The 13,076-nt window shown below is 62.9% G+C and carries 14 protein-coding genes; 8 read left to right on the top strand and 6 right to left on the bottom strand.

The genetic code is table 11. The features are described from left to right. Positions 1-75: 75 nt before the first annotated feature. Positions 76-570, bottom strand: a complete 495-nt coding sequence (locus tag NK8_RS34765) for a ProQ/FinO family protein (protein ID WP_213233926.1) — start codon at positions 568-570, stop codon at positions 76-78. A 153-nt stretch (positions 571-723) separates the two neighbouring features. Here NK8_RS34765 and NK8_RS34760 point away from each other — a divergent pair, with 153 nt between their 5' ends. The 3 genes from NK8_RS34760 (at position 724) to NK8_RS34750 (ending at position 2,588) form a co-directional block, all read left to right on the top strand. Continuing rightward, positions 724-1,344 carry a sel1 repeat family protein gene (locus NK8_RS34760; RefSeq protein ID WP_213233925.1) on the top strand — a complete coding sequence of 207 codons (621 nt, stop codon included), beginning with the start codon at positions 724-726 and terminating at the stop codon, positions 1,342-1,344. Between the two features lie 675 nt (positions 1,345-2,019). Further along, on the top strand, positions 2,020-2,247 hold the full coding sequence (locus tag NK8_RS34755; protein WP_225936614.1) for a DUF6516 family protein: 228 nt from the start codon (positions 2,020-2,022) through the stop codon (positions 2,245-2,247). Next, positions 2,244-2,588: a hypothetical protein gene (locus NK8_RS34750; RefSeq protein WP_213233924.1), complete on the top strand. Its 345-nt coding sequence runs from the start codon at positions 2,244-2,246 to the stop codon at positions 2,586-2,588. The genes NK8_RS34755 and NK8_RS34750 overlap by 4 nt, the downstream gene beginning before the upstream one ends. Before the next feature lie 226 nt (positions 2,589-2,814). On the opposite strand, the gene NK8_RS34745 is transcribed toward NK8_RS34750, so the two are convergent. After that, positions 2,815-3,045, bottom strand: a complete 231-nt coding sequence (locus NK8_RS34745) for a hypothetical protein (protein ID WP_213233923.1) — start codon at positions 3,043-3,045, stop codon at positions 2,815-2,817. 134 nt (positions 3,046-3,179) lie between these two features. Between NK8_RS34745 and NK8_RS34740 the strand changes: the two genes are divergently transcribed. Together NK8_RS34740 and NK8_RS34735 are read left to right on the top strand one after the other, a co-directional pair. Beyond that, positions 3,180-3,683, top strand: a complete 504-nt coding sequence (locus NK8_RS34740) for a 3-isopropylmalate dehydratase (RefSeq protein ID WP_213233922.1) — start codon at positions 3,180-3,182, stop codon at positions 3,681-3,683. Between the two features lie 3 nt (positions 3,684-3,686). After that, on the top strand, positions 3,687-4,538 hold the full coding sequence (locus NK8_RS34735) for an oxaloacetate decarboxylase (RefSeq protein ID WP_213233921.1): 852 nt from the start codon (positions 3,687-3,689) through the stop codon (positions 4,536-4,538). A 71-nt stretch (positions 4,539-4,609) separates the two neighbouring features. Here NK8_RS34735 and NK8_RS34730 read toward each other — a convergent pair whose 3' ends face one another. The 4 genes from NK8_RS34730 to NK8_RS34715 are packed head-to-tail and all read right to left on the bottom strand — an operon-like array spanning position 4,610 to position 8,926. After that, a complete protein-coding gene (locus NK8_RS34730) occupies positions 4,610-5,974 on the bottom strand; it encodes a short-chain fatty acid transporter (RefSeq protein ID WP_061118631.1) in 1,365 nt (454 codons plus the stop codon). A 27-nt stretch (positions 5,975-6,001) separates the two neighbouring features. Beyond that, complete coding sequence (locus NK8_RS34725; RefSeq protein WP_213233920.1) at positions 6,002-6,811, bottom strand: amidohydrolase; 810 nt, start codon at positions 6,809-6,811, stop codon at positions 6,002-6,004. A gap of 16 nt (positions 6,812-6,827) precedes the next feature. Beyond that, positions 6,828-8,018 carry a CaiB/BaiF CoA-transferase family protein gene (locus tag NK8_RS34720; RefSeq protein ID WP_213233919.1) on the bottom strand — a complete coding sequence of 397 codons (1,191 nt, stop codon included), beginning with the start codon at positions 8,016-8,018 and terminating at the stop codon, positions 6,828-6,830. A gap of 14 nt (positions 8,019-8,032) precedes the next feature. Further along, complete coding sequence (locus NK8_RS34715) at positions 8,033-8,926, bottom strand: CoA ester lyase (RefSeq protein WP_213233918.1); 894 nt, start codon at positions 8,924-8,926, stop codon at positions 8,033-8,035. Positions 8,927-9,025: 99 nt separating this feature from the next. Between NK8_RS34715 and NK8_RS34710 the strand changes: the two genes are divergently transcribed. The 3 genes from NK8_RS34710 to NK8_RS34700 all read left to right on the top strand — a co-directional run bounded on the left by NK8_RS34710 (position 9,026) and on the right by NK8_RS34700 (position 12,872). Further along, a complete protein-coding gene (locus tag NK8_RS34710) occupies positions 9,026-9,916 on the top strand; it encodes a LysR substrate-binding domain-containing protein (RefSeq protein WP_061118627.1) in 891 nt (296 codons plus the stop codon). Positions 9,917-10,263: 347 nt separating this feature from the next. Beyond that, positions 10,264-11,196, top strand: coding sequence for an MBL fold metallo-hydrolase (locus NK8_RS34705; RefSeq protein ID WP_061118626.1), 933 nt, complete (start codon positions 10,264-10,266; stop codon positions 11,194-11,196). A 230-nt stretch (positions 11,197-11,426) separates the two neighbouring features. Continuing rightward, on the top strand, positions 11,427-12,872 hold the full coding sequence (locus NK8_RS34700) for a DEAD/DEAH box helicase (protein WP_213233917.1): 1,446 nt from the start codon (positions 11,427-11,429) through the stop codon (positions 12,870-12,872). Positions 12,873-13,076: the final 204 nt, after the last annotated feature.

Raw genomic sequence — 13,076 nt, 5'->3', positions numbered from 1 at the left:
AGCTCTCGCGGCCCGACCGAAAACGGGGACAAATTTATGTCCAGTCAAGTCTGCAATTGAAGTGTGGTTTGCCGGTCAACGCGGTTGACCATTACGACTTTTCGCAATCTGCTCCCGCGTGCGCGTGAGCCGAGTCTTCTCCTGACTTTTGCCGTACTCTGCTTCGACGGCGGTGACAACGCCAGAGATTGCCCCGGTAAGATCCACGCGCATATCGCCTTCAACGAGACAGGTCCAATAGCGTTGGCCGCGGCACCAGAGCTTCACGCCGTTACGAGCGTCTCGCTCGCTCAATCCAAGCGACGCCGCTCGGGCAAGCACGTCCTTGAGAATCCCAACCTTGAGAGGAATCTTTGGTGCGGGTCTGTGCGGAAAGGCGTGCGGGAAATGTCGTTGCAGCGTGGTGACTGCGCGCGCGGCTGCGTCAGCAGACGTTCGTGAAGGCTTCGGCGGCTGCTTGATTTCCCGTGTGGCGTCCACTGGAGATGACGTCAACCGTGAAGCAACTTCTTTGCGGTTCCCGCCTTGGTTCAGCTGCGTCTTGAGCGCAGCGAGCTGTTCGAATCCCATCGTGCGTGCCTGAAATCAGTCGACCCATTTTAACAGTCGCGTTCGAGCATCGCCGTCATCAGCCCGCATGACTTCCTCACCGAACGGCCTCGCTACCAGAGTATATGCGGTGAGCTAGAATACGGTGCAGTCTTCACCAGAAAACACCTCACCATGCAGACGGAAAGTTGGGTAGGACAGATTGAACGGGAATGGCAACAGCTTCGCAGCGCAGACCCGATGCTGGACGTCGAGAAATTCTTCAAGCACGTGATTGCCGCGAACAAGACCGGCTTTCTCTCGCTTGAATCACTGGCCGCGGTAGCGAACGCGCTCTTGACCAGCCCCCTCTCAGGCGCGCCAATCTTGGGACGTCGCCTTCTCGATCGTGTAGGCGTGAATCGCCATGCGTCGTTGCGGGTTGCACTTGCCATCTCCCTCGTCACGTCGACCGGCGGTGATACGGACTACGCAAGTGGCAACGCGATCCTTGAAGACGTGATGAAGGACGACACCGCCGACGGTCGGCTTCGCGGCATCGCGGCGGCGGCGCTCGCAGACAGCGCACGGATCGGCAGGGGGATAGATGCTGACGCGGATCTTGCACGCACGCTGTACGAACGAGCGGTTGACTTGGGCCACAAGGCTTCCGCACACAACTTGGGGCTGTATTGGGAGGGAGTGTGGGGGGCGCCGAGCACTGGAGCGACGCTCAATCGTCAGAAGGCCATCCAGATGTATCGGCGCGGAGGTGATGACGCCCGGTGCCTACGCCGACTTCAAGCGCTACGGTAGCCCTGTCGCCTTCCGTCGTCCTCTTCGACCCCAACGTAACGGGCGTTAGAACCGCGCCCGCTTCGGGCAAGAAGAGTTCTTAAAAACGTTCGGCAAGCGTCTCGAACAACGCTCGCGCATGCGGAGGCAGCGTTGCGATAATGGTGTTCCTTTCGTCTCGCGGATGTGTCTCGACGCTTGCGCGTAAGCTGCCTAGTTTTCCGATCTCCGACAACTCGGGTGGCGCAAAAGGCTGAGTCGGCAAGGTCGTCCCGTAGGTTTACGAAGGAGCAGTCAATACCACCAACTCTGCCAATTAGCCCTGACCTGCACCGGGACGGATTGGTCATTTCCGATGTATCGGACAGTCGCCGCCCGCCGAAAGAGCGCCAGAGCCGATACTCGGGTTGCTACCGCCCCAGACAGTAATTAGGATAACGATATAAAAACCGATCTTGTTACTTATGTCAAGTTAGAATTGTCAGAGGCGGGTGCAGTCCTACGTTTTGTCGAGCGAGGTCTCCCAACGACTCAATCTAGCGGATTGCCAGGCCTAACGCTGAGGCAAACTAATTCGTCAAACAAGAGAAAGCGCCGCTCGGGGCCTTGGCATGCCGACACATTGTGAGCGTGTCGCGATCAGGGTCAGTCGCCGTTGAGCATGTGTGGCCGGCGGGTGTCCGGAAACAACTCGAAATGCGCATCTGGCGATTGCCCGAGAGCGATGCTGAAAGACGTCATGGTCTGAAGTACAGCCTTTTCTATGACCGAGATGGCCAAAGAATCATCGGCTACGACAACGAGCGCGGCAAGGGCAACGATAGGCACTATCGCGACCGTGAACAGCCATATGCCTTCTCGTCGGTAGAGGAGATGGTGGCTGATTTCCTGGATGATGTTGAACGTGAGCGAGGTGAAACATGAGCAAGCTTAATGTGCATGTGGCTGGTGCTCGTGATATGGGGCGTCGATTCGCGTCGGCCTTCAGCCGCGCGCAAGCCGGCGAAAAGTTTGAAGAGCGGCATGTGACCTTTTTGTCGCTGGAGGAGATGCTGGCTGCGCTGTCGCCGAAACGCCTTGAGATGTTGCGCCATCTTCACCGCGAAGGCGCAGAGAGCGTGAAGGCACTCGCGCTCGCCCTGAATCGTGACTACAAACGGGTCTACGAGGATGTAGCGATTCTGGAGAACGCGGGTCTGATCGTGCGTGAAGAGGGCCGTCTGACCGCGCCTTGGGATGCATTGACCGCAGAAGTTTCCCTCTGACCGACGCTTCCGAGTCGTTTCGGTGAGAACGTCTGCGGTTGACCTGTTCCTAATGAGGAACGCACGATCCGACCCTACGTCGATACGAGCGCTTTATCATTTCCCTGGAACGCATGTCCTTCAAGGAACGGAGAATCACCGTGAGAACGAAGCTATCGAGCATAGCTACAAGTTGTCGGCATCCGCTTTGAGGTGCGTTATGCCAATGCCCGCTTCATCTTCTGGATCAGTTGACCCAAAACAGAGCGAACGGCTCCGCATCGGCTTGGCCAAGAATCTGAAAGCGGTAGCCCGTGGCTTGATCGTCGCCCGCAAGCTCGAATGCCTCCAGGGATAGCTGATCGCCGAGCAACAAGCTGCGGAAGTGAAATTCGTGATCGTTGTCGTCCAGGTCGCGCAGCCGAAGCGGTGTAAAGCTCTCCTGCTCGAATCCGTGCATGTCGCCGAACTGCGCCATTTCGGTGTTGAAGCATCGGCTACAGAGGACACGCCAAGTGCCCTCCGACCCAGCACTGACGAAGTCGCGTGCAGGTCCTGTCGCACCACAGCGATCGCATCGGGATTGCGCCATGAGAGCACCGCCGAGGGGGCATGAGCGAAGGCATCGAGACGCATCGCGTTTGGCGCGTCGGCGCGGACATCGATACCGATGCGCTCGCGCCCGGCGCGTACATGAAATTCGGCATCGACGAGATCGCGCGGCATTGCCTGCAACGGCAGCGCCCGGAGTTCGCGGCGAACGTGCGACCCGGCGACGTCATCGTGGCGGGGCCGAACTTCGGCATCGGTTCGTCGCGCGAGCAGGCGCCGGCCGCGCTCGTGCGGCTCGGCGTGCGCGCGGTTATCGCGCCCGCGTTCAGCGGCTTGTTCTTTCGCAACGCGTTCAACGTGGGACTCGTGCTGCTCACGTGCGCAGAGGCTGAAGCGATGGAAGAGGGTGAGCGCATAGCCATCGATCCGCTGCACGCGCGCATTACGCGCGCCGGCGGCGCAACGCTCGTCTGCGAGCCTTTGCCTTCGTTCCTGCTCGACATGGCCGAGGCAGGCGGGCTTTTCAATTTGCTGAAGCAGCGCTACAGCGTCAAGGAGCGGTAACGCATGATTCTCGCTGAACAACTCGCGCACGGAACCGTCCTCGCGCCCGGCGTCTACGACGCGCTTTCCGCGCTGATCGCCGAGCAGGCCGGTTTCGATGCGCTGTATCTGTCGGGCGCGTCGATCGCCTATACGAAGCTGGGACGCTCCGACGTGGGTCTTACGACCTTCACCGAAGTCGCGGATACGCTCGCGCGCATCACCGAGCGGGTGTCGCTGCCGGTCATCGTGGATGCCGACACGGGCTTTGGGAATGCGCTGAACGTCAAGCGCACGGTTCGTGGCTTCGAACGCGCGGGCGCCGCAATGATTCAGCTTGAAGATCAGACCTTCCCGAAGCGCTGCGGTCATCTGGACGGCAAGAGCGTGATTCCCGTCGCGCAAATGTGCGGCAAGCTGCGCGCCGCGCTCGATGCGCGTGAACGCAGCGACACGCTCATTCTGGCTCGCACGGACGCGCTCGCGGTGGAGGGTCTCGATGCCGCGCTCGAACGCGCCGAACGTTATCTGGAAACGGGCGTCGATGCGCTATTCATCGAAGCGCTGCGCTCGGCCGAGCAGATGGATGCGGCTTGTGCGCGCTTCGCCTCACGCGTGCCGCTGCTCGCCAATATGGTCGAAGGGGGCAAGACGCCGGTGCAGAGCGCCGATGCGCTGGCGGCACGCGGCTTTCGCATCGTGATCTTTCCGGGCGGCGCGGCGCGCGCGGTCGCGCATGCGCTGCAAGGCTTCTACGGCAGCCTGCGCGAGCATCGCACGAGTGCGCCGTGGAAAGAGCGCATGGCCGACTTCGACGAGATCAACGCGATCATCGGCGCGCCGGAACTGATGGACGAAGCGCGGCGCTACGCGTAGTCGAAGCGTTGCGCCGGCGTCAGCGCGAGTCAGGGTGCCACGCGCCGCCGATGCGCACCGTTCATCGCGCTTCAGACGAAGATCAGCAAGGCCGCGCCGTAGACGATCAGGCCGACGGCGAACGTCATCACCGTGAAGCCGAGTACACGCTGCACGCCGACGCCCGCCATCGCGACGACGGGCGCGGCCCAGAACGGCTGCATCATGTTCGAGACCTGCTCGCCCATCGCGACGGCCATCGTCGTCGCGGGTACCGAGGCGTGCAGCGCGACCGCGGCAGGCACGACGAACGGACCTTGCACGGCCCAGTGTCCGCCGCCGCTCGGAATGAAGAAAGTGACGATGAGCGAGCACACGTAGCTCCAGAACGGCAGCGTGTGTGCGTTGGAAATGGCAATGAAGAAGTGCGAGATCACGTCGGGCAGGCCGGTCGCATCCATCATGCCCATGATGCCGCCGTAGAGCGGGTACTGAAGCATCATCGAGCCGGTCTGCTTCGCCGCGTTCCTGATCGCGTCCGCATAGGCGAGCGGATAGCCGTGAAGGATCACACCGGCGATGAACATCACGAAGATCACTGCATTCACGCCGGAAAACGCGATGTGCTGGAACTGCGTGAGGACGATCAACGCAATGCCCGCAGCGCCGATGAACGCGCTGCCGATCCACGAATGCTCGATCCAGCGCGCGAAGCTCAGCTTGCCGTCGGGACGCTTGCGGATCGGCTCGTCGGGGTGCCTGGCGGTGTCGAGCACGACGGCGTCTTCATCGCGCGGCTTGAGCCAGGCGAGCACGAAAGGCATGGCGAAGAGCATCACGAGCGTCGGCACGAGATTGAAGCGCGTGAACACCGTCTCGCCGAAGGGCAGCACGGCGCCCGTCAGCTTTTGCACGACATTCATCGAACTGCCCGGCGTCGATTGCGCGAGCGCGATGGAACTTGAAATGCCGCTCGCCCACACGACCCAGCCGGAGAAGCCCGCCGCGACGATCCACGCGAAGTCGACGCGCATGCGCTTGGCCACTTCGCGCGCCAGCAAGGCGGCGACGACGAGGCCCATGCCCCAGTTGAAGAACGATGTCACCGCGACGAGCACGAAGGTAAGCGCGCCCGCCTGCGCGGGCGTGCGCGCGATCGACACGAGCGCCTTGAACACGCGCTGCACGGGCGGCGCGTGCGCGAACGCATGGCCCGTGACGAGCACGAGCGTGATCTGGAACGCGAACGTGAAAATGTCGAAGAAGCCCTTGTACCAGCCGCCGATCATTTTGGGCACGGAAGCATGTGGCGCGAAGATCAGCGACAGCACCGCGACGATCGCGGTGATCAGTATCGCGAGCACGAAAGGATCGGGGATGACGCGCTCGAAGAGCCGGATGGTCGCTTCGGTGAAGCGTGTCTTGCGCACGGGCGTCGGTGCGGCGGCGGATTTCATGCGGTGTCTCCTGAAGTCTTTGTTCTTTTAGATTGCGAAGCCGTAGAGCACGGCGGGATTTTTGACGAGGATGCGTTCGCGTGCCGCATCGTCTTCGGCCCATTCGGCGAGCAGGTCGAGCAGGAACGCGTCGTCGGGCTTGTGGGTCTCCGTCACGTGCGGCCAGTCGCTTCCCCACACGAGGCGCTCGGGCACGGCTTGCACCCATGCGCGGGCCATCGGCATAATGTCGTCGTAGCGGTTGCCGAGGCCTGCCGCCGAGTCGAGATAAGGACCGGAGAGCTTGATCCAGGCGCGGCCCGCATCGGCGAGACGGCGCACGATGCCGAATGCCGCGTGCCGCACGCCGTCTTTCGACGGCAGGCGCGCGCGATGATCGAAGACCATCTTCGCGGGCAGGCGATGCAGCAGCGCTTCGTGCTCGACGATCTGCTCCGCGGTCCAGTGCAGCTGCACATGCCAGCCGAGTTCCGCGACGCGCCGGGCGAGCGGCTCGACCATGTCGAAGCCGACTGCCGCGTTCTGCGCCGTATAGAGCGTGAAGCGGATGCCGCGAATGCCGCCCTTGTTCAGCGCATCCAGTTCGTCGTCGGTGACGTCGGGATCGAGCACCGCGACGCCGCGCGCATTGTCGATGCCGAGCTGACGGATCGCGTCGACGGTAACGGCATTGTCCGTGCCGTACACACGCGGCGTGACGATCACGACGCGCTGCGTGCCGAGCTTCGACCGCACCTGGCGGTACGCGGCGACATCGGCATGCTCGACGAAGACCTGGGCATCGCCCGGCTTCAGGAACGCGCGGTCATAGATATGGATGTGGGAATCGCATTTCATTACGAAGAGTCTCCGCTCAAAGCACTGCGCGCTTCGTACGCAGCGCTTCGATTGCTGCATCGCTCAAGCCGGCTTCGCGCAGCAGCGCATCGCTGTGCTGGCCGAAAGCGGGCGCGGCGAACGGCTCGGGCAGGGGGGTCGAAGTGAAGCGCACCGGATGCTTGAATCCGCGATACGCGCCCACGCCCGGATAGTCGAAGCGCGCGACCATGTCCTCGGCGAGCACTTGCGGATCGTCGAACATGTCTTCGACGCTGCGCGCGGCCGCGCACGGAACGGCATCGCCGAAAAGCGCTTCCCATTCGAGCGCCGTGCGTTGCGCGAGCGCGGCGTGCAGCTTCGGCACGATCTCATCGCGGTGCACCGCGCGCTTGCGCACCGTGTCGTAACGTTCGTCGGCCGCGAGCGCATCGAGACCGGTCAGCGCGCACAGCGACTTCCAGAAATGCGGCGTGTTCGCGGAGAGATAGAGATACCCTTCGCGCGTCGGATGAATGCCGGTGATGCCGCCCGAGCGCATGTCGCGGCCGACGTCCTTCGGCTCGCCGTCCGCCCAGATCATGCGCGCCGATTGCATCGTGAGCGCGCTGCGCAGCAGCGACACGCCGACGTATTGCCCTTCGCCCGTCTTTTCGCGCGCGAACAGCGCCGACGACACGCCCGATGCGACGAGCGCCGCCGCGTAGTAATCGACGACCGAGCCGTAAAGCACTTCGGGAGGACCGCCGGCCGCACCTTGCAGCGTGCACATGCCGGTCATCGTTTGCAGCACCTGGTCGTAGCCCGCCTTGTCCTTGTTCGGACCGGTTTCGCCATAGCCCGTCACCGCGCAATAGACGAGGCGCGGATTGATCGCGCGCAGCTGCTCGTACGCGATGCCGAGCCGCGCGGGCACGCTCGGTCGAAAGTTGTGGACGAGCACGTCGGCCTCTTTCACGAGTGCGATCAGCACGTCGAGCGCGTCCGCCTGCTTGAGGTCGAGCACGAGCCCGCGCTTGCTGCGATTCACGCCGAGAAACGCGCGGCTTTCGCCTTCGAGCGTCGAGGGATACTTGCGCAGGTTATCCCCCGCGGGCGGTTCGATCTTGATGACTTCCGCGCCCTGATCCGCGAGCAGCGTGCAGCCGTAAGGACCGGCGATATAGGCGCTCAGATCGAGCACGCGCACGCCCGCCAGCGGCCCGCCGCGTTCGACGTTCTGTTCCATGAAACCTTCTCCTTTCAGATTCTTGCCGAGGCGCGCTGAGCTTCAGAGAGCAGACCCAGCCGCACGGCATCCGCGACGAGCACGCGTGCCCGCTCGACAAAGGGCGGGTCGATCATCTTTCCGTCGACGAGATACGCGCCGATGCCTTTCGCATCCGCCTCGCGCGCGGCTTCGACCACGCGCACCGCATGCGCGATGTCGTCATCGGATGGACGGAACACGTCGTTCGCCATCGCGATCTGGCTCGGATGAATACAGCTCTTGCCGATGAAACCGAATGCGCGCGCCATCCGCGCCTCGGCGCGAAAGCCGTCGCTGTCCTCGATGTCGGCGAACGCGGTGTCGTAGGCGAAGACGTCGGCTTCGCCTGCCGCGATGCGCAGCGCGAACATCGCCTGCTGGATCGCGGCCGTTTCGCGACGCGCGATCGAAAGCGGCTCGAACAGGTCGCCCAGGCCGAGTTGCAAGCCCGCGACGCGCGGATGCGCGAGCGCCAGTTCCGCGGCAATGTGCAATGCGCGCGGCGACTCGACGTTGAGCAGCAGGCCGATCGGCGTGGTGACGCCGTTCGCGCGCTCGGCGGCTTCGAGGGCCGCGGCGGCCGCCAGCACGTCGTCGGGATGCTCGGGCTTCGGCAGATTGATCAGGGACACGCCGTTGCGCGCGACGGCGTCGATATCGGCGGCGAAGTGCGGCGTCGATAGCGCATTGACGCGCACGATGAGCGTCTTGTCGCTCGCGAGGGCGTCGTCGGTGGCGAGCAGCGCGCGCAAATCGGCGCGCGCCTGCGGTTTGCGCTCGTGCGAAACAGCGTCTTCCAGATCGAACGAGAGGGCGTCGGCGGCGCTCGCGAGCGCCTTGGCGAAGAGTTCCGGGCGCGAGGCCGGCACGAAGAGCTTGCTTCTCATGTGTCTCCCTTCATTTTTCGATATGCCGCCCAGTCTACGGATGCTCACGTTTTAGATAAACTATCCACAGCTATCTTTAAAGAAAAGTAAATCTATCCGATGGACACGGCATTTCTCTCCAATCTGCTGCTCGTCGTCGATACGGGATCGATGGCGGAGGCCGCGCGCCGCGTCGGCGTGACGCCGGCGGCGATCGCGCAGCAGATGTCGGCGCTCGAGCGCGAACTGGGCATCGCGCTCTTCGTGCGCTCCGGCCGCACCGTGATGCCGACCGAGGCGGGGCATCGCGTGATCGAGCGGGCGCGGGGTCTCGTCGCGGATTTCGCGGATCTGAAGGCGCATGCGCTCGAAGGCGAGGCGACGGGTGAACTGCGCATCGGCACGATCACGACGGCGCTTCTGAGCCTGCTGCCCGATGTGCTGGCCAATTTCGCGCGCGAATTCCCGCGCGCGAAGTTGCTGATTCGCGCGGGCACCTCGATGGAGCTTTACGACACGCTGCAACGCGGCGATCTCGATGTCGCCATCTGCCTGCATCCCGCGTTCGCGCTGCCCAAGGCATACGACTGGCATCTGCTGCGCGAGGAGCCGCTCGTCGTGCTCGCGCCGGCGCGGCTTGCGCACGAAGACCCGCACGAACTGCTGCGGCGCGAGCCGTTCATCCGCTATGACCGCACGCTCGGCGGCGGCAAGCAGGCGGATCGGTACTTGCAGGCCGCACGCATCGTGCCGCACGAGCTTTTCGAGCTGAACGCGCTGATGGCGATTGCGATGATGGTCGATCGCGGCCTCGGCGTGTCGCTGGTGCCGGACATCGTCTCGCCGATGACGTCGGCGCTTTCCGTCGCGCGGCTCGCGTTGCCGGTTCGGACGGAACCGCGCCGCTTCGGCATGGTGTGGCAAAGGGCATCGCCGCGAGCGCGCCTGATTCAGGGCTTGTTGCAATGCGCGGATGAGGCGGTCGCGGCGAGCCTTGCGCGCGGCGAGTAGCGAAGCGATCGGCACGCTTTCTTGAATAGAGCGAACCATGCCGATCGCGCGGGCGCTGCACGACGATGGCCCGCACCGGACGCTCGTTGGTGAGGAGGCGACACTCATGACCGCGTGAGGCCGTCGACAAAGCCGAGGCCGGCGCCGTCGTACCGGTCCTCGTTGATTGTTGCCGGTGGGACAACATCCTGTACGCAATCGCGATGCTACTGGCGATCTTCTCTCATGAGTAGCATCTGTCACGCGGTCGGTCGAATCACGGGCAAACCGAAGCGTCAGATGCGTGACCGTGCTCGTGAGCCGGCCGCCCAGTGCGGCTTACCCACCGAAGGAAAAGGAGTACTGAAATGAGAGAAACAACCCGCAACGTCCGGCCGGTTACCGCCAGCTTTGGCAAGGAAGGTTCTGGCGAACTCGTGCCGTCGCGCTACGCCGTGCGCGTGGGCGACGTCGACGTCGTCATGATCAGCGACGGCATTCTGCCGCTGCCCACCTCCACCATGTCCACTAACGCGAGCGAAGCTGACCGCAATGATTGGTTCGACGGTCGTTTCCTGCAACGTGACACGTTCGACTGGGCGTTGAATATTGCGCTCGTGCGCAGCGGAGAACGCGTAATCCTGATCGACTCAGGCGTGGGTGACGGTTTCGAATACTTCACGCGTGCCGGTCGATCGGTCATGCGCCTGGAATCGGCCGGCATCGACCTGGCAGCGATCACCGATATCGTGATCACGCATATGCACATGGATCACGTCGGTGGGCTGAACGTCGACGGAGTCAAGGCCAGGCTGAACCCCGAAGTGCGCATCCACGTGTCGGCTGCGGAAGTGGAATTCTGGAAGAATCCGGACTTCACCAGGACAGTGATGCCGGAAACGGTGCCCCCCGCGCTTCGCAAGGCTGCCGCGAAGTTCATGGAGCGATACAGCGAAAACATCGTGCAGTTCAATCAGACCGTCGAGGTCGCGGCGGGCGTGAAGGCGCGCGTGACGGGTGGGCACACACCGGGACACTGCGTCGTGGACGTCGCATCAGGCGGAGAAAGGCTGACTTTCGTAGGCGACGCGATCTTCGAAGTCGGTTTCGACCATCCCGATTGGCAGAATGGCTTCGAGCACGATCCCGAAGTGGCCGCGGACGTACGGGTGGCGCTGCTGGACGAAGCCGCTAAAACGGGCGCTCTGCTGGCCGCTGCACATATCGCGTTCCCGTCCATCGGTCACGTCGCAAAGAACGGTGACGGCTTTCGTTTCATACCGGTGCAGTGGGACTACTGATGCGTGCCAGAATTTCATTAGCGCTGGTATAGATTGCCCTGACGGAAGGATCGTTTCACCGCGCGTGTTTCGGGCCTGGAGAATGGCTTCCTTCCGTCGATGACGAGGTTCAAGTTCAGTTCGAGACAGAGTCTGACCAAGCACCTGAGGCGTCCCTGGCGTCGATCGGCCTGCGCGGCGCGATCAACGCGGTAACCGCTAAAATTGCGGTTTTACCCCGGAATACGTGCATGTCTTTTGCCTCGCTTGGCCTGATCGATCCGTTGCTGCGTAATTTGCAGCGCCTCAATTACCAGACACCTACGCCGGTGCAGGTCAAGGCGATTCCTGTTGTGCTCAGTGGCAAGGACGTCATGGCGGCGGCACAGACCGGCACTGGCAAGACGGCGGGTTTCGCGTTGCCGCTTTTGCAACGGCTGATGCAACATGGCCCGGCCGTGTCCAGCAACCGCGCGCGCGTTCTGGTTCTGGTGCCCACGCGTGAGCTGGCCGAACAAGTGCTGCAAAGCTTTATCGAGTACGGCAAAGACCTCGACTTACGATTTCTGTCCGCCTACGGCGGTGTGAGTATCAACCCGCAGATGATGAAGTTGCGCAAAGGCGTGGATGTGCTCGTTGCCACGCCGGGCCGTTTGCTAGATCTCAATCGCCAGAACGCCGTGCAGTTCGATGAAGTACAAACGCTGGTGCTGGATGAAGCCGACCGCATGCTGGATTTGGGCTTTGCGCGCGAACTCGACGCCGTCTTTGCTGCCTTGCCCGCTCGGCGACAGACCCTGCTGTTCTCCGCCACGTTTTCCGATGATGTTCGCGCCATCGCGGCGAGCATTCTGCGCAGCCCCGTCAATATCAGCGTCAGCCCGCCCAATGCCGCGGCCGGCAACATCGAGCAATGGGTGGTGCCGGTCGATAAGCGGAACAAACCTGAACTCTTCATGCACCTTGTGGCTGAGAACAAGTGGGAGCACGCGCTGGTGTTCGTCAAAACACGCAATGGCGTGGATTACCTGGCGGCCATGCTGGATGAAGCGGGCTATGCGGTCGACACCATTCACGGCGACAAACCGCAACCCGCGCGCCTGCGTGCCCTGGAGCGCTTCAAGACGGGCGAAGTGAATATGCTGGTCGCCACCGACGTGGCCGCGCGCGGGCTGGATATCGACGACCTGCCGCTGGTGATCAACGTCGATCTGCCGATCGTGGCCCAAGACTATGTGCATCGTATTGGGCGTACTGGCCGTGCGGGCGCAAGCGGCGTGGCGGTGTCCCTCGTGTGTGCCGATGAAGCGCCGCAACTGGCTGCGATTGAAGCGTTGATTCGGCAAACACTGCCGCGCGAAGAAGAGCCGGGCTTTGAAGCCGAACATCGCGTGCCGCAAACCAGCGCGACGGGCCAGATCATCAAGAAACCCAAAAAACCCAAGAAGCCCAAAGTGCCGCAAGCTGCGCCGGGCGCCATGCAAAAGCTCACCAAAAAAACGCGCCCGCAAAGCGGCGAGGACAAACGCAAGCCTGCCGCGCAGCGCGCTGTGGCCGGCGGAACAGGCACAAGCCTGTCCGGCGCTAATCCATTCAGCGCACAAAAGCGACGCAGCAAACCTGCCAGCAAGCCAGTGGCGGGTTCACGTACGCCGGCCGGCAAGCCCGCTGGCGGCCGCAGCAAACGCCAACCTTGATGCGCCGGGATGAGAAACGCCGGCTCTGGGACAACCGACTTGCCGACCATCCGATGAGCAAGGGCGGTTATCGCCCGTTTGAGCCATCGAATGGGTCCAGTAAGGCGAGACACCGACCCGGTGTAATCCCAACGAAAGGCGCCGTTGCCTGGCGCGCCATTAGAAGCGCTCGGACGCTCGCTTGAACGCATCGCCAGCACAATC

This window comes from Caballeronia sp. NK8, from assembly GCF_018408855.1.
In the GTDB taxonomy this organism is placed as follows: Bacteria; Pseudomonadota; Gammaproteobacteria; order Burkholderiales; family Burkholderiaceae; genus Caballeronia.
The sequence above is the reverse complement of the archived record's forward strand: the minus strand, read 5'-3'. Positions and strand labels throughout refer to the sequence as shown.

Excerpts from the sequence above, each read along its gene's own strand:
- NK8_RS34710 (WP_061118627.1), top strand. The coding sequence starts at position 9,026 with ATGGACACGGCATTTCTCTCCAATCTGCTGCTCGTCGTCGATACGGGA.
- NK8_RS34755 (WP_225936614.1), top strand. The coding sequence starts at position 2,020 with ATGCGCATCTGGCGATTGCCCGAGAGCGATGCTGAAAGACGTCATGGT.
- NK8_RS34705 (WP_061118626.1), top strand. The coding sequence starts at position 10,264 with ATGAGAGAAACAACCCGCAACGTCCGGCCGGTTACCGCCAGCTTTGGC.
- NK8_RS34715 (WP_213233918.1), bottom strand. The coding sequence starts at position 8,926 with ATGAGAAGCAAGCTCTTCGTGCCGGCCTCGCGCCCGGAACTCTTCGCC.
- NK8_RS34730 (WP_061118631.1), bottom strand. The coding sequence starts at position 5,974 with ATGAAATCCGCCGCCGCACCGACGCCCGTGCGCAAGACACGCTTCACC.
- NK8_RS34750 (WP_213233924.1), top strand. The coding sequence starts at position 2,244 with ATGAGCAAGCTTAATGTGCATGTGGCTGGTGCTCGTGATATGGGGCGT.
- NK8_RS34735 (WP_213233921.1), top strand. The coding sequence starts at position 3,687 with ATGATTCTCGCTGAACAACTCGCGCACGGAACCGTCCTCGCGCCCGGC.
- NK8_RS34725 (WP_213233920.1), bottom strand. The coding sequence starts at position 6,811 with ATGAAATGCGATTCCCACATCCATATCTATGACCGCGCGTTCCTGAAG.
- NK8_RS34740 (WP_213233922.1), top strand. The coding sequence starts at position 3,180 with ATGAGCGAAGGCATCGAGACGCATCGCGTTTGGCGCGTCGGCGCGGAC.
- NK8_RS34745 (WP_213233923.1), bottom strand. The coding sequence starts at position 3,045 with ATGGCGCAGTTCGGCGACATGCACGGATTCGAGCAGGAGAGCTTTACA.
- NK8_RS34720 (WP_213233919.1), bottom strand. The coding sequence starts at position 8,018 with ATGGAACAGAACGTCGAACGCGGCGGGCCGCTGGCGGGCGTGCGCGTG.
- NK8_RS34765 (WP_213233926.1), bottom strand. The coding sequence starts at position 570 with ATGGGATTCGAACAGCTCGCTGCGCTCAAGACGCAGCTGAACCAAGGC.
- NK8_RS34760 (WP_213233925.1), top strand. The coding sequence starts at position 724 with ATGCAGACGGAAAGTTGGGTAGGACAGATTGAACGGGAATGGCAACAG.
- NK8_RS34700 (WP_213233917.1), top strand. The coding sequence starts at position 11,427 with ATGTCTTTTGCCTCGCTTGGCCTGATCGATCCGTTGCTGCGTAATTTG.